General features: G+C 39.3%; 18 protein-coding genes. All 18 read right to left on the bottom strand.

The features are described 5' to 3' along the window. Position 1 precedes the first annotated feature (1 nt). Positions 2–496: a phage tail protein gene (locus tag GTQ43_RS17090; protein ID WP_265273942.1), complete on the bottom strand. Its 495-nt coding sequence runs from the start codon at positions 494–496 to the stop codon at positions 2–4. 22 nt (positions 497–518) lie between these two features. Continuing rightward, entirely contained in the window at positions 519–974 is a 456-nt protein-coding gene (locus tag GTQ43_RS17085) for a phage tail protein (protein WP_094342404.1), read from the bottom strand. A gap of 105 nt (positions 975–1079) precedes the next feature. Continuing rightward, entirely contained in the window at positions 1080–2741 is a 1662-nt protein-coding gene (locus GTQ43_RS17080; RefSeq protein WP_265273941.1) for a phage tail sheath family protein, read from the bottom strand. 30 nt (positions 2742–2771) lie between these two features. After that, positions 2772–3611, bottom strand: a complete 840-nt coding sequence (locus GTQ43_RS17075) for a Pvc16 family protein (protein WP_265273940.1) — start codon at positions 3609–3611, stop codon at positions 2772–2774. Positions 3612–3979: 368 nt separating this feature from the next. After that, positions 3980–4984: a 2-hydroxyacid dehydrogenase gene (locus tag GTQ43_RS17070; protein WP_265273939.1), complete on the bottom strand. Its 1005-nt coding sequence runs from the start codon at positions 4982–4984 to the stop codon at positions 3980–3982. Positions 4985–5342: 358 nt separating this feature from the next. Further along, a complete protein-coding gene (locus GTQ43_RS17065; RefSeq protein ID WP_265273938.1) occupies positions 5343–6365 on the bottom strand; it encodes a serine hydrolase in 1023 nt (340 codons plus the stop codon). 449 nt (positions 6366–6814) lie between these two features. Then, entirely contained in the window at positions 6815–7558 is a 744-nt protein-coding gene (locus tag GTQ43_RS17060) for a hypothetical protein (RefSeq protein WP_265273937.1), read from the bottom strand. Between the two features lie 819 nt (positions 7559–8377). Next, positions 8378–9679 (bottom strand): DUF4910 domain-containing protein, encoded by a 1302-nt coding sequence (locus tag GTQ43_RS17055; protein ID WP_265273936.1) that lies wholly within the window; start codon positions 9677–9679, stop codon positions 8378–8380. Between the two features lie 23 nt (positions 9680–9702). Beyond that, positions 9703–10434: an SDR family NAD(P)-dependent oxidoreductase gene (locus GTQ43_RS17050; RefSeq protein WP_265273935.1), complete on the bottom strand. Its 732-nt coding sequence runs from the start codon at positions 10432–10434 to the stop codon at positions 9703–9705. Between the two features lie 32 nt (positions 10435–10466). Next, positions 10467–10994 carry a dTDP-4-dehydrorhamnose 3,5-epimerase gene (gene rfbC / locus GTQ43_RS17045; RefSeq protein WP_265273934.1) on the bottom strand — a complete coding sequence of 176 codons (528 nt, stop codon included), beginning with the start codon at positions 10992–10994 and terminating at the stop codon, positions 10467–10469. Between the two features lie 40 nt (positions 10995–11034). Further along, a complete protein-coding gene (locus GTQ43_RS17040) occupies positions 11035–11688 on the bottom strand; it encodes a PIG-L deacetylase family protein (protein ID WP_265273933.1) in 654 nt (217 codons plus the stop codon). Next, positions 11685–12485 (bottom strand): sugar phosphate nucleotidyltransferase, encoded by an 801-nt coding sequence (locus GTQ43_RS17035; RefSeq protein ID WP_265273932.1) that lies wholly within the window; start codon positions 12483–12485, stop codon positions 11685–11687. Before GTQ43_RS17035 ends, GTQ43_RS17040 begins: the two co-directional genes overlap by 4 nt. A 342-nt stretch (positions 12486–12827) precedes the next feature. Continuing rightward, positions 12828–14078, bottom strand: a complete 1251-nt coding sequence (locus GTQ43_RS17030; protein ID WP_265273931.1) for a class I SAM-dependent methyltransferase — start codon at positions 14076–14078, stop codon at positions 12828–12830. Between the two features lie 35 nt (positions 14079–14113). Beyond that, positions 14114–15142, bottom strand: coding sequence for an NAD-dependent epimerase/dehydratase family protein (locus GTQ43_RS17025; RefSeq protein ID WP_265273930.1), 1029 nt, complete (start codon positions 15140–15142; stop codon positions 14114–14116). Between the two features lie 108 nt (positions 15143–15250). Beyond that, a complete protein-coding gene (locus GTQ43_RS17020; RefSeq protein ID WP_265273929.1) occupies positions 15251–17197 on the bottom strand; it encodes a tetratricopeptide repeat protein in 1947 nt (648 codons plus the stop codon). 125 nt (positions 17198–17322) lie between these two features. Continuing rightward, positions 17323–18978: a tetratricopeptide repeat protein gene (locus GTQ43_RS17015; protein ID WP_265273928.1), complete on the bottom strand. Its 1656-nt coding sequence runs from the start codon at positions 18976–18978 to the stop codon at positions 17323–17325. Between the two features lie 214 nt (positions 18979–19192). Further along, entirely contained in the window at positions 19193–20434 is a 1242-nt protein-coding gene (locus tag GTQ43_RS17010; protein ID WP_265273927.1) for a calcium-binding protein, read from the bottom strand. 356 nt (positions 20435–20790) lie between these two features. Further along, positions 20791–22014, bottom strand: coding sequence for a calcium-binding protein (locus GTQ43_RS41455; protein WP_321162494.1), 1224 nt, complete (start codon positions 22012–22014; stop codon positions 20791–20793). Positions 22015–22157 lie beyond the last annotated feature (143 nt).

Below are 22157 nucleotides of genomic sequence, written 5' to 3'. Positions count from 1 at the left end.
ATTACTTCACACGCTTAAATTCCTCAAAAGCAACCTCTATTTCTTCAATTTCGATGTCATGGCTGCGGGCATTGACATCGGCAATTTTGTAACTTGCAGGCCAAGCACCGGCTAATTCAAATCTAGCGACTTCTTCATTTGCCTGATTATAAATAGACAAAGCAACAAGTCTACGTTGCTCAGACCAATTACCTTTTTCGACTTTTTCAAACCACTTCCAAAAATCCATAGAGTTGGTAGTACCTCTACGCAGAATGAGATTACCACTCTTAGGATTGCTAGGAAGCTTAGTTCTCACCACCTGACCTTTAGACTGCCCTTTTTTGCCCCACGTTTGAGAAGTAACTTCACAAATTTCAATTACCTCTTGTGTTCTTTTGAAGCCTTGACACTCCAAAAAGAAGCAATTGGCATCGTTTTGTCCTTCTAGTGTGAGTTCTAAATAGAATCGATGGGCTGTCAGAACTTCTGGGATTCGGCTTGCGGATTGTACCACTGTTATTTACTGCATAAGCTAATTATTTGATTCGTTTAATTCCTTCGTGAACCAATTCAACTGTTTCATTTGCCATATCACCACCAGAGGCAGTTAATGTAGGGCCAGTATATTTACATGGATAACAATTGACAATGTTCCAACGTGCTTTTTCAGAGCCTTGTTGGTCATAAGCAACCACCGAACCAGTTTTACGATTCTGTGCCCACTTCCGAGGATCGCCCATATCTTCGTTACAATCTTGATACCATTTATAAAGGTCTATATCATCAGTGGCAATAACTTTTACTGTGATGTTAGTAAATTTAACAACAGTTGGTGTAGCTTGACGCATTATTTTAGCGCCCTTAGATGAACCGTGGACTTCTTGTGCTGGCGTATTTTCAACGCCTAGCCCACTAATTTCTTTAATGAATTTATCAGTAATTCCATCAGCCTCAAAGTAAAATTTACAAGAGGTTAAAAATTCACCTGCCATACTTTTAGACTCCTTTGTGTGTGATTAATTTTTAAATGGGGAACAAGAATTTTAGATTTTGGATTTTAGATTGAAATTTAATCCAAAATCCAAAACTAAATTGCCCTATTCGCTATCTTCAATGCCATTCCATTGGCTGATGCGGAAAACCACAAATTCAGCCGGTCTGACGGGACAAACACCGACTTCGATGTATAAGCGTCCTAAAATTCTGGTTTCTGGTGGGTTCAATTCTTCGTCACACTTGACATAAAATGCTTGGGCTGGAGATGCACCAAATAAAGCACCTTCACGCCAGATGCGCTCTAAGAAATTACTGACGGTGCGGGTGACACGCGCCCATAAATCTTGGTCGTTAGGTTCAAAAACTACCCATTGAGTTCCCAGTTCTAGAGATTTTTCGATATAGCTAATTAACCGCCGCACACTGATGTAACGCCACTCTGTTTTATCTGGCTCAACTAATGTGCGTGCGCCCCAAATGCGGATACCTCGGTTGGGGAAGTTGCGAATGCAATTTATTCCCAAAGGGTTTAATAGTTCTTGTTCGCGGAAGTTGGTGTCATAGCCTAAACCAATTACGCCTCTAGGAACTTCATTTGCAGGGGCTTTGTAAACTCCTCTGGTTTCATCGGTGCGGGCCCAAACACCCATCACATGACCACAAGGAGGTACTAAAATTGGATTACCGCGATCGCGTGGATTGGGTACTTTAATCCAAGGATAATAAAGGGCCGCAAACATTGAACGACGGTTAAATCTATTCAACCACTCCACTACTTGCTGAGGTTTGACGGCATCTGGTGGCGCATCCAGTACAACCATCCGGTTGGGTGGGTTGGGAATATCGCCACTAGCAGAACCCTCGCACATACTAATCATCAGTTCGATGATGCCGTGGACTTGATCTAAATTCAATACCTGCTCTTGATAAGCCCGCATCACATCAGGACAGGCTAGCATTGTGATTTCATCAACTTCAAAGATACCGCGTACCCCGGTGCGATCGTCTCGAACCCCTTCTAAATTTTGTGAAAATCTATCGGGTGTGGCGGCAACAATGGGCGGCGCTAGTTCATATTGACCATTCACCGGACGACGAGCTAAAGGCTGTCCACTTTGAGTTATGTCTTCTACGGTGATGTACATCGAATTTCTCAATGCCGTCACCGCATAAGTCGCTGCTTGAGCAGCAGGTTCGCGGTTCATTGTCAAGTTTTCGTATTGCTCTAAAAGTTCATCTCCCCGACGAATTTGGATGGTGAAATATTCGCCTGTATTTGGAGGCGCTTCTCCTTCAGTACCTTCGGGTAGGGCGCGGGGCGAACCATCAATAATTACAAGATTTACTAATCCGCCTGATGCTTGCTCAGGGCGCAAAGTAAAACGGAGGGCTGGACGATTACCTCTAGAGTTGATTCTGAGGGTAGCCGGTTCTGGAGTTGCCGGTCTGGGTGCGCCTGGTAACTGAGTCCCAATGCTGGTTATCCAGCAACGACCGCCACCATTCATAAAGTAGCCGTAGACTGAAAATGGTAAATAGGCGTTGAAGTCGGTGAAGCCGTCAGAGTTGGGACGGGCAAAATAATTTAAGTATTGTGTCCAAGTGGTTACTAGCATGGGCTTGTATAACTCAGCCCCACCACGAACATCTTCTGTAAAGCCTACAAATCCGGCAACTGCCGTGCTAACACCTTCAATTGGTCGGCTACCCCGGTCAATTTCTTCGATATAGACACCAGGAGCAAAGTAATCAAGTCTAGCCATGAAAGTCTCTCCAAGTCAGTAAAAATCTAATTATTCAGGAGTTAGAAATATTTCTTTGAAAGTATTACTTTGGTTATCTACCAAGGCATTGACGTTTTGAGGTAAATAGCCAGGATGATTGAGAGTCAAAACATAATTACCTAAATGAAGGTCTTCAAAAAAGAACAGCCCTTCTTTAGTGGTTAATATGGATTTTTCAGTTCCCCTCACAGCTACTTCTGCCGCTACCAGTGGCAGATTTGTCACCACACTTTTGACAATACCCGCGATCGCAACTCGCCTGGTTAATACTAGACTGTCATTATCACGAGACAATTGATTTCGCAAATTAAAAATCCGCTCCCAAACCAAAGGTACTGGAGTCGGTTGTGGCTCGAAGGGAATTGTAACTGTCAAATATAAGCCTGAACGCAATGGCACATTCAGAGCGCTCCATAAAGAACCAATTTCAATTGGTGGCTCTAGGGCAACTGTCATGTTCAAATTACCATAGCCCCGTAATTCAGGAACCAAAAACTCCTCTTCTAAAGTGCGATGGCGCAACAGCACAGCCAACGCCTCACTGATAAAGTGATGCTCACCTAAAGCTGTTCTATCCCAGGCTGTTAATAGCAGCGAAACATCAAACCAAGCAGGTGCCCAATTTACAGTGGCAGGTTGTAGAGCGCGTGTTAGCTTGCGTTCAACTTGCCTACCAGAATGTTGTACCTGCTTACTCTCACGGATATCAAAAATATATAAATTGAGAGTCGGCCCTGCTCCCTCTTCCCTTCGATTACCAGGATGGCTAAAGTCAATTTGCTCTGTACTGGTAAGTGAGGTTCCTCCAGCTAGAATTTCGGCTAAAGTTTGAAGAACGAAGATAAGCATGAAGGTGTTCTGCTGGTAGCTAATCCAGATGCATCTACAGTATATGTATCAGTCTTCTAAAGTTAATTAGACTTTTGTCGATATTTTTGGTTAAAGATTGAATAGATCCCAAATCCGCGATAAATCGCCGTCAAGACGAAGGACTGATTATTGTAAAGACGGCGATTTATCGCGTCTCTTGCCTTAACCATAAATATGCAGATTAGCGATCGCCCTTTTGCAGTCACGAATTTAACCTTCAGCACCTTAATTGCTCAATCAATCACAGAGTACCTAAAAGTACAAGCCTCTAATTGCTGAAGAAATGGATAATTTGCCTGATGATGATGATTGACTGGTGATTTGTCATTGCGATCGCCAACCATTAACTAAGCTGACGGTTGAGCGCGAATTTCATTCGCACAGGGACGACCATTTTCAATATCAGCAATATTAGCAAAAGTTGTTTCTGCAATATTATGCAGAGCTTCTGCTGTAAAAAAGGCTTGATGTCCGGTAATTAGTACATTGGGAAACGTTGTCAGACGCTGGAAAATATCATCTTGAATAATTTCGCCAGACAAATCCTCAAAAAACAATTCCGATTCTTGTTCGTAGACATCCACACCAAGATAGCCAATCTTACCAGACTTTAATCCCTCAATCACTGCTTGGGTATCAATCAGCGCTCCTCGGCTAGTATTAATTAGCATCACACCTGACTTAATCTGTTCAATAGCCTCAGCGTCAATCAAGTGATGCGTTTCGGGAGTCAGAGGGCAATGCAGAGAGATAATATCGGAGTTGGCAAATAGCTCAGGTAATTCTACATACTTTCCACCTAGCGCCTCCAATTCTGGATTGCGATAAACGTCATAAGCGAGTAAGTTACAGCCAAACCCTTTCATAATCTGCCCTAAAATCAGACCGATTTTGCCAGTGCCGACAATCCCCACTGTGCGCTCATATAAATTAAATCCCAACAGTCCATCTAGTGAAAAATTGCCTTCTCGGACACGGTTATAAGCCCGATGAATTTTGCGATTTAGGCTTAAAATCAATCCTACCGCATGTTCTGCTACTCCATAAGGTGAGTAGGCGGGAACCCGCACAACAGTAATGCCTAAATCTTTTGCGGCTTGTAAATCTACATTGTTAAACCCTGCACAGCGAAGCACAATCAGCCGAGTACCCCGTGAGGCGAGAAGTTCTAAAGTTGGGGCATCAACTTGATCGTGTACAAATACGCAAACCGCCGGAAATCCGGCGGCGAGGATAGCAGTATCCCGATTTAAACGGGGTTCAAAAAATACTAATTCGTGTTGCGTGGGAGAATTTGCAGCTGACAAAAACTGTCGATCGTAGACTTTTGTACTGAAGACTGCTACTTTCATGCAAAACCTCAAGCTGTATGCTGCACGGTATTCGACTATATAATACCTTGGCAGTTAGAAAAGCAATGTCTACAACGGGCTATTTGCGATCGCAGTTTTGAACATAGCTAGTCTTCAGGATTGATGTTTGTGCAAGCGATTCCATCGCTAAAGCCAAAATTTAGAATTCAAATTGAAGAAGGCAGAAGGCAGAGGGCAGAAGGAACTTTTTCGTTGGGGATTCAGACCCCAACCAATTGTAAGCACCGTATAGACGGTGGGGTTTTATACCCAAGTTCGGTTCGGTCACAGGCAGAGGGAGGAGGCAGTATTCCCTTCTGCCTTCTGCCTCCTGCCCTCTGCCTTTCTTGATAAATAATTAAGGTAGATTACTGACTTTTGGCTGCTCGAAGTAGCCATACATCACCTTAGAGACTTGACGAATGAAATCCCTAGCTCTATTGTCATTATCCGGTCTTCGCACGAAAATTCCTGCTAAATAACGCTTACCTGATGGTGTTTCAATAATACCTGCATCCCCTAGAACAAACCTTAGAGTACCTGTTTTATGAGCAATATTTGCACCATATCCTAAGCCGGAGGGAAGCAAACTTTTATTATGACAACGAATCATAATACCTAAAACTTGGGATTGACTTGTATCAGAAATTAACTGATTATTTGTCATCAAAGCTGATAGTCGTACTAAGTCTTTTGCGCTAGTTTTATTAGTTCCTTTAAAATCTCCAAGCATATTGTGAATCACAGTATTTTGCAATCCCCAACCGCGAAACTTTTGATTTAATTTCGATGCACCACCTAAACGGTCGATAATCATATTTGTAGCAGTATTATCGCTAATAGTCATCATCTTGGTTGCAGTTTGCAAAAGACTTAGCTTAGTTCCCACTCGTTGATATTGCAAATCTCCAGAACCGCCAGTAACCTGTTTCCGTCGCATCACTAACGTTTCACTTAGTTTGATTCTCCCTGCATCTATTTCCTGAAACAATGCAATCAAAATCGGATACTTAATTGTACTAGCAGCAGAAAAAGCTTTATCACCATTAACACTAAAATAATCTCCTGTTTGTAAGTCCATAAAAAAGATTCCGGGAGTGAGGAATCTATAGCGAGCCATTAATACTTTAATAGGAGTTTTCAGTTCTGATATCTCACGTCCTAGAGGAACTACACCAGTGAATTTAGAATTATTTATTGGGTTGACAGGATCACTTAGAGGAACCGGAGGAATAAATTTAAGTTTTGGGAGTTGTAAATTAGATTGATTTGCACTCCAGTCATTTGGGTTGTCAATTTGATTTGTGTTGGGATTCGCTTTTGCTGGGGATGACAGTAAAAGAATACTTGTAAGGCTCAGTAACAACCAGCGTAGTTTCATGTAGTGCTGTAAGGATAGTGTTGGATTTATTTACAGAGATTTTCCAAAGAAGTTAATGAAATCCGGATTGATTGACATAATAATCACTAAGGTATCCCATGTCAAGAGGGATAAATAACAGATTAATTAAAATACTGAAAACAAGAATTATGCTAAAAAAGCACAATGTGGAATATAGAAAAGATACTTTTATCACATCGATTAATGATATTTTTATCCAAAAAAATAGTATTTTTTGGTATGGCTTCTAGCAGTTCCTCTTCAAATGTAGTACAACATCATCTCGTAAGGTGTAGGAGCAATTCATGAATTGCCTCTACGGGTATACCTCATATCAATGAGAACCGCTATATAATATTGAAAACCCCCATTACCTTATAGGTAATGGGGGCTAGTAGCTTAAGTTTTTAAGATTTTGATGTTAGTAATAATACCTTTCAAACATCCTCTTAGGCAGTTCTTAGCGATCGCTCTGGTTGGTACACTGTAGAAAAGGGTTCTTGATAAGAATGAGTCTTAATATAAACCAAAAACTCATTGATCAAGTCTGTAAAATACACAAACGCCACATCAATCAACTCAAGTGCTTGTTGACGAATCTCTTCTGACACCTCAATATCTTTCATTATTTGTAAAGAAGCAGGAGTGTGAAGAGTGTGAGTATTTTCGATATGGTTATGACGCATCCCAAAGTAACGGAACTCTGTTTGAGTCATTTCTTGTAGTTGCAGAGCCGCAGACATGGTTGAACGAAAAAAGACATTCGCTGTAACTTCAGATACCTCAATGGCAACCAATCTAATGATAGGATCTGCCCCACGAGTATATCGCTCAAATATAGGAAACATAGAACGGGAAACCTTAGTCTCATCGCTCCAAAGGAATCGCACCGCATCACTGAACCGCATAGGATAGTCAATCCCCATCTTCTCCATGTCTTCTAGTAACCATTGCCAGTGGAAATGTTCTTCGTATGTGTGAAGATTGACCATTTCTTGAATATAATTAGTTGTTGGCTCATCTCTGAGAACTCGTTTGCACAACTCACTAAATTCTAGTGCGAGTGGAGTAATCACAGGGGCAAATGCCAGCCTTTGCCGTGGATCAATGGACTCATCTTTCATATACTCAAAAAACGGCAACTTAGAATATTCCTGGTTTTTTCGCTCAATCAACTCAAGAATTGCTCTCATTTCAATGCTCCTAATGATGACAACGGGCTAGTTAGTGTGGTTCTTCAGTCAGCCATAGCAATGCTCAGGCAAAAGCCTGAAAAAGTGCTTATTGAAAAAATCTAAAATTTACTAGCTGAAACTGCTGCTACAGCGATCGCTAGCACAATACACAACAGAACTCGTAAACTTGGGCAAAAACGTTCTGAAAGCTCTTCTCAAATTTGTGCGAAGAGTCAACAGAGACTAAAAATAAATTATTTGACGATGATGCAATAATGTACATCCCAAAGTACTTTTATTTTTACCATCTTGTTTAAGATCGTAACTTTAAAGATTAGCTATTACAAACCGTAAAATCACGATTAAAATTAACTATTTCTATTAAAATTAATTGTTAAAAACTACTGTAAATTCAGTAGTTTAATTTAATGTATTTATCTCATCATCTTGCTGCTAGCGGCAAACATGAAAATTATGGAGATAAAAGCAAAAAGTATAAAGTTATACTTTTGTAAAGGTGTAAAAAAGTCTTATTAGTGTACCAAGGCTATTATAGGGATTTAATGCTCAAAAACCATAATTATAATGCACAAATTTCATCTTGCGATTCTATCAGAATATGTTACCGTAATATTTATGCATAGTGTATGGTAGACATTGCTTCACAAATAACGGCAATATCACCAAGAGTAGATAACACCAAACCAATACTGCTTTCTTTGTGCATTTTAAACTTGGAATTGGGTTCAGAGAAAAGGTTAAAGGTTTCTTTTATCTTCACCAAAAACCCGGCAATTATTGCCAACCAAACAAAGCTGAAGTTGATAAGAAATTATTTTATCTATTGAGAGAAGTCAGTAAATCATTTGCAAGTAATCTATCAGCAGCATTTTTAATCATATCAAATGACATTCCCGATCTTTCTGCAATATCTAGCAGAGTATGATGACCATCAGATAAATTCAAAATCCACAAAATTGCCATTTGATTTACCTTACTATCTTGATGACCATTGTATAAGCCCCTTTTCCCCAACTGTGGCTCACATTTAGGATTTTGGTTGTAGTAGATTTCGTTATTATTGAGGATATGCAATATTGAACTACATTGTAAGAAAGACTCGGCTAAGTATTGGGGTTGAACAAAGTTTAAATCGTCTGCTGATGTGTGATATTCGGGAAAACTACCATGAGGCGATCGCATCAAGCAACCTACAGCTAAATTAAATCCAGGTGAGCAGTATTGTCGCTCATCATAGCCATAGGGAAAGAAATCTATAATTTCGTAACCTTGCTTTGAGTTTTCCAGGACATAAGCAGCAATTTTATCAATTTCAGTGTCACCTCTACGGCTTTTTTTATAAGTAAAATTTCCTGCATCTCCTAAACAAGTTAAGACTAAACCATGTTTAATATTCTTGACTTTAGCCTCGTTGATAGCCAACCATGTAATTGAGCCAATTGTTCCTGGAATCCAGAGAAATCGATAGGAATATTTTGATTTAGTTTGACTTAAATATTTAGCGAGAAAAGTAGCGATCGCAACTCCCGAAAGATTATCATTACACAATGAAGGATGGCAGACATGACAAGAAATTAAAATTTCGTCGGTACTATCTCCGGGAATATAATACTCACCATAGCTCAAATGACCTGATTCGAGGGAAGAATCAATATAGACTTCATATTCTTCTTCATTTAGTTCTAAATATTGATTGTGACTTAAGCAAAAGCCCCAAGTCTCTTGATAATAGGAAGTGCGATAGGGAATCCAATCTGGATATTCAGGTAATGTAAATAAATACGCTTTGAGTTCTGTTAAAGATATTTTTTTGTGAACTGGAAGGCTATAGTTAACAACGTGTAGATTCGAGTTAGCAAAATCTACAATTTTCTTGCCTTGGGAGTTCTTAATATAAGCATCTTTAATATTCCATTCTTTCGGAACTATCCAATCGAAAACTTGAGTACCAGTTGGGACTTCATAAACCGATAAAGGAACATGCTCACTAATAATTTTGAGGGTGTTTCTAACGCCATCACCCGTAATACTGCGACAAATAGGATATAGCCGATTAACTAGTTGATAAAGTTCCTGAGCAATTTGCTCTGGGGATATTTTTATACTACTAATATTCATATATTTTTCAGCTATTTTAAATTTTAAGGAGGTAGGGGTTTTGTAAATGGGCGGATGCTGATATCAGTAACTTCAGCAGTTGGAGGCAAACTAAGTGCATTGATTACTACAGTTGCCACATCTTCTGGTTGGATTAGGCGTTCGGGGTAATAAATTTTACCCTCCATCTCGTGAATTTTTGCTTGGAGAGGAGTTGCAGTAGACCCAGGAAACACACTAATAACACGTACTTGGTCAATATTAACTTCTTCTCTCAAACTATCAGCGATCGCTTTTAAAGCGTGTTTGGTTGCTGCATAATGTCCAAGATTCGCACTTGCTCTCACATTTGAGTTAATAAACACAATTTGCCCATGCTGGATTTTGAGTATGGGTAGTAAAGCTTGAGTCAGTAAATAAGGAGCGCGAACATTAGTCCGGTATTGTTGGTCAAATTCTGCAACGGGTGTAGTTGCAATCGCACCCATTGAAAAAATACCAGCGTTGTGAATCAGGATATCAACTTGCCCAAAATCTTGCTGAATCGAAACTATGAGTTTTTGAATGTCTTCATCGCACGCCAAATCAACCTGATAGCTTTTGGATCGAGGTGAAGTCTCTTGAACAGTCTGAGCGATCGCTTTGAGTGTTTCTAAACGACGGCCTACTAAACAGAGTACAGCACCTTGGGTTGCCATTTCCACAGCGATCGCTTTACCTATACCACTACTTGCTCCTGTTACGACAACAATTTGGTTACTGAATCGACCGATCATTATTTAGATATGACAGTGTTTTTGATTGTAAGTCAATTAAATAAACCCCAAGTCTTATCTTTATCAGATATTTCACTCACAGGCAATGGCCATTCAATATTAAAAACTGGATCGTCATAACGATAGCCAGATGAATACTCTGGCGCGTAGAAGTCACCCATTTGATAAGTCACTTCCGTTTCGTCAGCGAGCGTTTGGAACCCATGAGCAACCCCAGATGGAATATAGAGAGCAAGGCGATTTTCAGCATTTAGCTCTACACCAATATGAGATAAATAGCTAGGAGATTCTGGACGCAAATCTATAATCACATCATAAATCGCCCCTTGGATGCAACGCACTAATTTTGTTTCTTGAGAAGGAGGAATTTGATAATGCATACCCCGCAACGTTCCTTTTTTATAGTTAAAAGATAAGTTGCATTGGGCAATAGTATATTTTAAACCACGAGCTTCAAATTCCTGAATACAAAAAGTCCGAGCAAAAAAGCCCCGACTGTCTCGTTGCAACTCTAAATCAACAATAAATGCCCCTTGTATTTTTGTTTCAGTGAATATCATGAATTTGCAAATTTGAAAGATAAGCTATACATTTTATTTCCTAGAAAAACATTTTTCGACAGTAAAAAGCTTCTGCGTAACTACTTGGTGAATTTGATTCAATTCCGCGAATTCTGAGAATCGCGCGGAAAGTTTCTTCTGTAAACCATTGCTTACTATTTTGGGTGGGAAACCCATCTAAAATATATTGAATTTTTCGATGACAGATTGACTCACTCAAATGGACAAAGAAATTAGGAATACCTAAATCACCATCATATTTGGGAATTTCATATTCCAAAATTAAATGATTTCTAAAAGTATTCCAAGTAAACTCAGAAATTAAGCGGTGATCTTGGTGGCGATCGTCTCGATGATGAGTAAAGATGATATCTGGTGAAAATTCTTGCTTCAACTGTTCAAAACATTCTTTTACCTCTATTCCTTGAAAAGCTAGAAAGCCATCTCGAAAATTTTTAATGATAATTTTCTTTACTGGAATTTCTTTTAAGAAAATACCAGCACTTGCAGTTGCTTCCTCTGCTCTTTGCTCGTTAGAACTAAAAACAACCCAATAGATGACAATCTGCTGATAATTCTCTATCAGCTTTAAAATTGTGCCACCACAACCAATTTCGATATCATCACAATGAGAACCTAGACAAAGAATTTTGTACTCAGATTCTTTTGGCTTGTTAAAGCTAAGTTGGATCATAGATTATGGCTTGCTTCTAGTTGTGTATCTCCCCATACTTCCCAAGGTCTTTGACCTTGAGCATACATATCATCTAACTCTTGCTTTTCTTTAAAAGTATCCATTACCCCAAAAAAGCCAGTGTATTTATATGCAAAAAGTTCTTTTTTGGCAATTAGTCTCTGAAAAGGTTCAAGAACAAGTTCTTCTCCTTGATTAATATACTTAAAAATCTCTTTTTTAAAGATAAAATATCCTCCATTAATCCAGATATCACGTTGCTTGACATCTTTGATATCCTTCACCAAACCATTGTCATCCATGTCAACTAAATGAAAACTCTGGCTCGGTCTAACACACAAAAAACTACCTGTTTTATCACGCTGGTAAAAATTATCAATATATGTTGGTAGATGCAAGTCTGTTAAACCATCGCTGTAGTTAGCTAAAAATACTTCTTCCCCTTCTAAATACTTTTCTACTGCTTTGAATCTTTGACCAATATTTGCAGTTAAACCTGTATCTACAAATGTGATATTCCAATCTTGAATATCCCTATTAAATAACTGAATTTGGCTACCATTTGACAGGCTAAAATTATTAGAAAGCCATTCGTTATAATTTAAAAAATAGCTTTTAACTAAGTCAGACTTATAACCAAGACATAAGATAAAATCTTTATGTCCATAGTGAGCATAGTATTTCATTACGTGCCATAATATCGGTCTATAACCGATATTCACCATTGGTTTAGGAATACTTTCTGAATATTCTCTCATTCTGGTTCCTAAACCACCACAAAATAAAACTACTTTCATATTATTTTCTCCCTTTTTAATGATAAAAACCCATCAAATCTTTAAGAGGTTGTTTGAAAAGTATTTCGCTGTGACTTTAGGCACTTTTAGATCCCCCCTAACCCCCCTTTTTAAGCTACGGTGTACACACAATTCGTATTACCCCCCTTAATCTCCCCGATATATTGGGGAGAAACCAGATTTCCAGTTCCCTCCCCTTTACAAGAGCAGGGTTAGGGTGGGGTCAAACCAGTGATAATATATAGCTATTTTCCAATTTGTGTATACACCGTAGCCTTTTTAAGGGATATTTAGAGGGATGTAGAACTTTTGATACCGACAAGATAACTTTTAAAACATCCTCTAAGAGTAGATATTAACTTCAGGAATGGGTACAACAAATTGACCTCCCCAATCTCGAATGTAAGCCATTTGGGTCATAATTTCATTTTTCAGATTCCAGGGTAAAATTAGCACATAATCAGGCTTTGTTTCTTTAATTTTATCTGGATGAAAAATTGGAATATGAGTTCCTGGTAAAAATTGACCCTGTTTGTAAGGACTACGGTCTACTGTGTAGTCAAGAAAATCGGTGCGAATACCACAATAGTTTAAGAGAGTATTTCCCTTCCCCGGCGCACCATAACCGACGATGGATTTTCTCTCTCGTTTAACTTTACTCAAAAAATCTAGTAATTTGCGTTTAGTTTCTTTAACTTGTTCACCAAAAGAAAAGTAGTGTTCTAAATGTGTGAAACCTGCGGCTTCTTCTCTAGATTTTAATTCTAATACCTGCTCGCTAACAGGTTTAGAAGAGTCTTCAGGATGACGAGCATAAATTCTCAAAGAACCGCCATGAGTAGCTAATTCCTCTACATCAAAAATAGTCAACCCGTGGGTGTTAAAAACCTTTTCTACTGTGATAAAGGAAAAATAAGAAAAGTGTTCGTGATATATAGTGTCAAACTGATTTTCTGCCATTAACCGCATCAGGTGAGGAAATTCCATCGTAATTACCCCTTGTGGTTTGAGGATGATTTTCATTCCTTTAACAAAATCATTGAGGTAAGGCGTATGAGCGAGGACATTATTTCCTAACAATAAATCTGCTTGTTTCCCTTCAGCAACTTGTTCTTTAGCTGTCTCTTCACCAAAAAACTTTACAACTGTGGGGATACCTTTTTTGATGGCTACTTCTGCAACATTTGCAGCCGGCTCTATTCCCATTGCTGGAATGCTCTTGGCTACAAAGTATTGTAGTAAATAACCATCGTTGCTAGCAATTTCTACTACCTGACTCTGCTGGTTTAATTGGAAACGATCTGTTACTATATCAACATAGTTTTTAGAGTGTTGTAACCAGCTATCAGAGTAAGAAGAAAAATAAGCGTAGTCACTAAAGATATTTTCTGGGCTAATGTATTCTTGAAGTTGCACTAAAAAACATTCTTCACAAACATAAACATGGAGGGGATAAAAAGGCTCCATTTCGTTTAGCTGTTCTGGTTTGCGATAGCTTTCGCAGGGAGGAGACATCCCTAAATCTACAAAGGTGTGTTTCAACCCTGTCCCACAGAAAAGACATTTGCCAGTTGTTGCTTTGGATAAATTCATAATTTATATTTTTTCGAGACAATCAGATTGATAAATTAAACAGTCCGCCAGAAAAAATTTCCATCGATTTGCTGAGTGCGAATGAGATATTCCAGTTGTTTCAGCCGAGTAAAGCCTTTAGACTCAAATGTTTCTCTATCCATATCAATCTGCTGAAATATATTATATAGTTGTTGGGATCCATTCTGGGCATCCCATTGACATTTGAATCCTGGTAAAGTTTGGTTGATTTTATCAAATGAGACTCGATAGCTGCGGTTGTCAGGATCGTATTTACCAAAGCTCAATTGACAACCTTTAAAGACATCTGCAACTATTTGAGCAATTTGTTTGACTTGATAGTTGCTATTTGTATCGCCCACATTAAAAATTTGATTGTGAATTATATCACGCGGAGCTTCTAAGGTACAGATAATTGCTTTGCAAATATCTAATAGGTGAACTAGAGGTCGCCAAGGTGTACCATCACTATTCATTTTGATTTCTTTGATTGTCCACGCCCAACCTGCTAAGTTGTTCAAGACAATATCAAAGCGCATTCTGGGCGAGGCTCCATAGGCTGTGGCATTTCGTAGAAAGGTGGGAGAAAAGCTATCATCAGCAAGGAGTTTGGCATCTTGTTCGACAAGTGCTTTGCATTTAGCATAAGCTGTTTGGGGATTGATAGCAGATTCTTCGGTAACGTCGTCTTCGGTAGCAAAGCCATAGACGCTGCATGATGAAGTATAGATAAAGCGTCGGACTCCAGCAGCTTTTGCCAGCTTTGCTAAGTGTATTGAACCTTTGTGGTTGATATCGTAGGTGATATTAGGGGCTAACTGACCTAATGGGTCGTTAGAAAGTTCTGCTAAATGAACTACTGCTTCGACATCTTGCAGGTCTTCTGCCGTAATGTGGCGGATATCTTTGTTGAGGGTTTTGGCTGTTACTTGAGTGCCGTTATACAGCCAACCTACTTTATAAAAGCCAGTATCCAAACCTATAACTTCATGACCGTGTTGGATTAAGAGGGGTGCTAATAACGAGCCGATATAACCTTCAGTTCCAGTTACCAGTATTTTCATATTTTATGCTGCGATCGCAGTTTATAGAGGTTTTAATTTCGTAGGACTATTAGTGGTCTGTCGCAAAAGTTTTGAGAGGTTTGTAGTAAGGACTTTAGTGCTTAAAAATCAAGGACTAAAGTCCTTACTACAAATATGTATTACTTTAGCAGCAATCTCATTTCTGAGAGGAGCCGCTTCATCTTGAGTTAACCAAGCGAATAACTTGGCTACCGCATGGGTTGAGCCATCGAGCTTGAGAATTTCTTGGAGCATACGCAAAGCCCCTGTAACATTCCCCCTTTTCAGAGGAATTGCTGCCCGTGTCAGACAATAGTTAAAATTATAGCTACGAGCTTGGGTTGTAATGTCTGCTCGATGTTCAACCGGAAGATAACTTTCAGAAATTTCTATCCCCTGGCGGATGGATGTCGCCAAAATCCCAGATGATAAGTCATCATCTGTTAGTCTGTGGGAATGTATCCGGTAACGAGCCAAACTTCCTGGTTCGTACCACCAATCATAAGAAACAGCAATGCGTTTATAAAGTTCCCATTCAGGCGCACAAACTAACTCCAAATAATAACCTCCTACTTGTTCATAGGTAAGGCGACGAATAACAACTGCTGGCATTTGCAAAGGACATGTCACACCAATCCGCAGTAAAAAATTCTCAGGGATACCTTTATCTTCTCCAAACCAGGAAATTACTTCCCCTTTTTCAACTACTGTTCCTTTTTCATTGAAATATTCAAAATTTGCGAAAGCGGCTCCTACCGAATCTGGACACTCTTGAAGACTTTGCTGGAGTTGCTGATAAAAACCGGGAAGCACACAGTCATCATCATGGAGGATATGAACCCACTGACCGCGACTGAGGGAAATTCCTGCATTGTGATTTGGTAGGACTCCAATATTTTCCTGATTGCGGTAGTAGCGGATTATGCCTTTATCAATACTATTGACTAAATCAAACAAAGGTGATTCGCTGGCATTATCCATCACCAGAATTTCCATCTGCTCTGCGCCAGGCCATTGCACCAAGACGCTAGCCAGAGATTCAAGCAGATAATCACTGCGGTTATAAACCGGAATTACCACAGTCCAAAACGGTCGAGGTTTTTCTGGGTTGGTTACAGGTGGAATCGCGGGAAATTGATAAGCACCAACAGTAACCTCACTTTCGGGAATAGGTGGAGTCACAAGCATTTCTGGGGTGATGCCGGAATTTTCGTCATTGGCCACCGCTTTAGCGTAGTGAGGGTTGAGTAAAGTCAACCCCTGACGATATACAGAAATTGCTTCTGTAATCTGGTTTTGAGCTTGATAAATCCGACCCAAGCGAGTGTAAATTTCCCAGTTTTGGGGATTGAGTTTTAAGGCTTGGTGATAAACTGCGATCGCTTCTTCAAGTTGTTCTTGTTCTTGCAGCGCGCTCCCTAAGTTATAATACACCTCTAACGAGTCTGGCTGAAGTGCGATCGCTTGTCGATAATAGGCAAGAGCTGTCTGAATATCACCTGCTTTTTGACGAGCAAGACCCAACTGATTGTTTAATTTTGCATAATCGGCTTGCTGTTCGAGCGAAAGCTTTTTTTGGGCGTTGAGAGTGTTACCTAAGTTTACTTCAGCTTCCGCACAATTGGGCTGCAACTCTAAGCCTTTTTGATAATAAGCAACTGCTTCGTCAAACTTTCCTTGTTGTTGTAGGGTATAGCCAAGGTTGTTGTAAATGGGTACTGCATTTGGTTGCAGGGAAAGAGCTTGTTGATAAGCTTTCTCTGCTTCTGGTAGCTGAATTTGAGCTTGATACAAATTGCCCAAACTAAACCAAGCCTTGACACAATCAGGTTGAATATGGACTGCTGTAGTCAAAAACTTCTCAGCCTCTTGGAGTTTACCTATTTGCTGTGCCAACATACCCAATCCATACAAAGCCTCAATATTTTCAGGCTGTTGTTTGAGAATCTGACGATATATTTGTTCAGCTTCGACTAAGTGATTAGCTCGATGATGTTCAAGGGCTAACTGAAGGGAACTATTTATAGTTGGATGCTCAATTTGAATAATTGACATAGCTTTTAGGTTGAAAACTAGGGGATATCTGTTTTTTTGTCAAACAATTATTGATGTGGCAATCCAATTTAGTTCAGGATTTTCGGTGTGTAGAGATGTTCCATTCCAACGTCTCTGCCAAGGATTCATAGAAGAAGTAAGGTCAATCTAGAAGCAATTTCATCCCGAATGGGAGTTGCTTCTTCTTTAGTCAACCAACTAAATAACTTCGCTACAGCTCCAGGGCTACAATCTATTTTTAGAGCCTCTTGCAATACTTGCCAAGCTCCAGCTAAATTCCCAGCCTGTAGAGGAATTAGGGACGATTCGAGACAATAAAGAAAATAATAATTTCGGGATTGGGCTGTAATCTCAGCAGAGTCTTCATTGGGAAAATAACTTTCTGATATTTCAATTGCCCGACGGATAGATATCATCTGCTTCCCAGTCAATAAAAGTTCGCTGGTTACGTTGTTAGTATGTTGGCGGTAACGAGCTAGAATTTCCGGCTCGTACCACCAATCATAATTAGCGGCAATGCGTTTATAAAGTTCCCAATCACTTGTATAGGTCAAATCAGGATGATATACTCCCAATTGTTCGTGCGCTTCTCGACGAATTACCACCGCTGGCATATTCAATGAGTTCGCAACACCAATGCGTTGTAGCCAATTTTGAGCAATACCTCGTTGCTCTCCACAGACTTGTTGACAGAAAATTACTTCTCCTTTCTCGTTAATATTTTGATAACCCGTACAAGCTGCTCCGATTGCATCTCCACATTCTTTGAGACTCTGCTGTAACCGGGTATAAAAACCTGGAAGGATATAGTCATCGTCGTGAAGTAAATGAATCCAACAACCGCGAGTTAGAGCAATTCCAGCATTCCAATTTCCTGGCAGACCGAGATTTTGCTGATTGCGATAGTAGTGAATTATTCCTTTTCCAATACTATTTACTAGTTCAAATACTGGCGTTCTGCTAGCATCATCCATCACAATGATTTCCATTTGCTCATCTCCCTGCCATTGCGCCAAGACGCTGGCAAGACATTCGAGGAGATAATCTATACGGTTATATACAGTTATCACTACACTCCAAAAAGGCCGCTTCGCTGTACTATCGGCGATGGTCGGAATAGAGGGAAAACTAGAGTTGCCTACAATTACCTCTCCTTGAGGAACTGGAGGCGTTACTGGTACTGGTTGAGAAATTTCCGCCTCATCGTTAGCTTTTACAGCCTTACCATAGTGAGGATTAATCTGCTTTAAGCCTTGCCGAAAAGCTGCTGCTGCTTCCGGGAGTTGCTTTTGTCTTTGGTAAATCTCTCCCAAACCCATGTATACTTCACCATATTGGGGATTGAGTTCTAGGGCTTTTTGGAAGTAAGCTTTGGCAGTTTTCAAATCCCCGCTATTTTTGCGATCGCAACCCAATTTATAATTCAATTGGGCATAATATGCTTGTTTCTCTGAAGGGAGTTTTCCCTGGATGTGGAGGGCATTACCTAAGTTTACATCTGCTTCTATACAGTTAGGTTGAAGTTCCAAAGCTTTTTGATAGCAGACAACTGCTTCATCCAACTTACCTTGTTGTTCCAAGGTGTAGCCCAGATTATTATAAATCGGCGCGGCATCTGGGCGTAAAGCGATCGCTTGTTTGTAAGCTGACTCCGCTTCTGCTAACTCTCCCTGAACTTGACGCAGATTACCTAAACTAAACCAAGTTGTCACAGAGTCGGGTTGAACTTGTGCTGTCTGACTCAGAGATTTCTCAGCTTCGGAAATGTTTGTATTATTCATGGCTAAATTAAGTTGATATTAAATTGGTGTATATTAGGATAACTTCAGAATTTTTATAACAGGCAAATGGCAAACCCTGCCTAATTTATAAAATACTTACCAGACAAGATTTTTATTTAATAAATATTCCTATTTATTGAATAGAGAAATCATTGTAGAGAAAGTATCTACATATTTTAAATTTTTTTGCCCTGTAATTATTTCTAAATTAGCACTAGATAAACGTTATTGAGTCAGAGGTAATCTGGTTGGAAGTTACACCTGACAATAGTAATGTTCCTTGAGTGCGTTCATTATTAAAGTTGAACAGAACACCATCATTGGTATCAGTTATACTACCTTGAGAAAACATTTGATTTAACCATTGATCGGGATTAATCTTACCCCAGCCATCAAATACAATCTTATCGATACCAACCTGAAAGTCTTGAATGACATCAGACTCATATTTTAACAAACTATCACCACGTTTAAAAACAAATTTGTCATTGCCATCACCACCAACCAAAATATCATTACCATCACCACCAATCAGAACATCATTACCCGAACCGCCATTCATTTTATCATTGCCCTTGCCTCCATATAGCCAATCATTACCTTGACCACCTTCGAGGATATCATTCCCTTTCCCTCCCTTGAGGGTATCATCACCTAAACTGCCATAAATTTTGTTATCGCCGTAGCCTCCTGTGAGGTAATCATTTCCAATCGTGCCGTAGGTAACATCTTTACCCAAGCTGTTAATTAAGGTATCTCCCAAAAAGGTAACGGTACTGGCATTAACTTCTACTATTGTGATGCTGCTATCTTGCTTAAATCTTTTTTGATAGCTACCAATAACGTTTTCCGTGATAGAGTCCTGTCCATTATTACCATTAATATCAATAGCTAAATTGCTACTATTTAAACTAACATTGCGACTACTACCAAGACTAAAATTGTTCCTTCCCTTGGAGGAAATTAAGTTACCCCGGATGCCAAAATAATCTATGACCTTGGTCTTATTTGGATTTGTGGTGTCTAGTACCAAGAAAGTGGTTTTTGCCTTGGCTTGATTATATTCAGTTCGAGGATTTTCAATTTCTTTAGCTGTCAGTGCTAAATCGGCAGAAAAATTGAAAGAGAAGGTTTGATTAGCGCCAACTGCAAAACTAGCAAGCACTTTCGTTTCACTGCTGGCACTTCCGCTATAAGTACCATCCAATCCGATGCCAGTGCTGTCAGAAAAGAGTGTTGAGAAAATTGGGTCGCTGTTAAAAAAAGTCGCCCTAGCGTCAGCAATCGCTAAAGCTACACCATTTTGAACCAATGTGTCTGTCTGGGCATCAGTTGAAGTTCCTAAAGCACTTTGACTATAGTTGTAAAAAAGTGCAGATCCTTGAGCATTAGCAAAATTAGGTTTAGGATTAGAATCTGTAGCAATTGGTTGTAAAAATATAGTTTCTGATGACATAAAAACCTCTTTTTACCTTCTTGGATGGGGTTTTTATAGTAGAATACTACATATTTGTATTATAAATCTCTAACTTCATCAAACTTTTATAGTTTCTTTCAGTATTACTTAGATATCCAGACTTAAAAATTAATAATTCATATTTGCTTTATATTAGGGGAATTTAGACCTTAACAAAAATTAGTAATTACTAAATTGCGGATAAATGAAAAATCTTATCCTAACCGTATTGTGAGTAGAGACGTTGCAATGCAACGTCTCTACATAGGATTTCGGGCTGAACCCAAGCGTATTGGAGGTGTTGGGGAAATCGAAGTTATTAGTTATTGGTACTAATGACTAATGACCAATTAGCTTTAGGAAAACTGTATTGATTGAGAGCTATTAATCACACTACTACTCACACCTGAGACTAGTATTGTTTCTTGATTCAATAAAGAATTTAATTGGATGAGAGCGCCATCTTTGGTATCTGTTATATTTACACTACCTAGCTTAAAAATGCTATTAGCATAACCCCAACCATTCAACACAATCTTATCACCAACCTGGAAATCTTGAATGATATCATAGTCATTTCTCAAGAAGGTATCAGAATTCTTGAAAAGAAATGTGTCATTACCACCACCACCAATTAGAACATCATTACCACTACCACCAATTAAGAGATCATTACCCAAGCCGCCATTAAGTGTGTCATTGCCATAGCCACCATTGAGGGTATCATTTCCCAAGCTGGCATAAATTTTGTCGTTACCGAAGGTTCCTGTTAAATTATCGTTCCAAATCGTGCCATAGATAACATCTTTACCCAAATTGCCGATTAAAGGATCTTGTGCTAATTGAACAACACTACTATTAATTTCGACTACCGTTATGTTGGTAGTGCGAGTAAAATTACGTTGATAAGTTCCGACAGCAACACCATAGAGGGAGTCACTACCGTTGTTGCCATTAATATCAGAACTTTTATTAAGAGTGTTAATCTTAACATTGGCACTATTACCAAAAGTCAAATTGGCGGTTTTATTAGAGGAGATTAAACTACCCTGAAGGCCAAAATAATCTAATACTACGGGATTATTAGGATTTGTGGTGTCTAACACCAAAAAAGTGGTTTTAGAATCAGCTTGGTTATATTCAACGTTAGAATTTTCAATTTCTTTAGCTGTCTCACCTAAATCTGCTGAAAAATCAAAAGAGAACTTTTGATAAGCGCCAACGGTAAAGCTAGCAAGTACTTTTGTTTCGCTGCTCGAACTACCTACAAGCGGGCCACCTGATGCAATAACACTAGTATCAGTGAAGAGTGATGAAAAAGTTGGATCGTTGTTAAAAGTCGCTTGAGCATTAGCAATAGCAAGAGCCACACCACCTTGAACTAATGTGTTAGTTTGGGCATCAGTCAAAGTTCCTGAAGCGTTTTGACTATAGTTGGAGAAAGTAGTATTGGATTGAGCAGTAACAAAGTTAGGAGTGGGATCGGGTGTGGGTGTGGGTGTGGGTGTGGGATTAGGAAAGAGATTAGGGAAGAGATTGGGAATAACTAAGGATGAAGCGAAAAGTTTAGATAATGTCATAAAAGCCTCTGTTGATTTTGTTGGTTAACAATTTAATGTGTAAATATTTTGGGAGTATTTATAGCAGTTCTCGGTTGAGTGAGATACAAGAACCCCACCCCAACCACCTCCCCGCTTTTCGAGAGGGGGCTATGATGTACCCA

The organism is Nostoc sp. KVJ3 (genome assembly GCF_026127265.1).
Classification (GTDB): domain Bacteria; phylum Cyanobacteriota; class Cyanobacteriia; order Cyanobacteriales; family Nostocaceae; genus Nostoc.
This window is presented reverse-complemented; position numbering and strand designations above follow the sequence as displayed.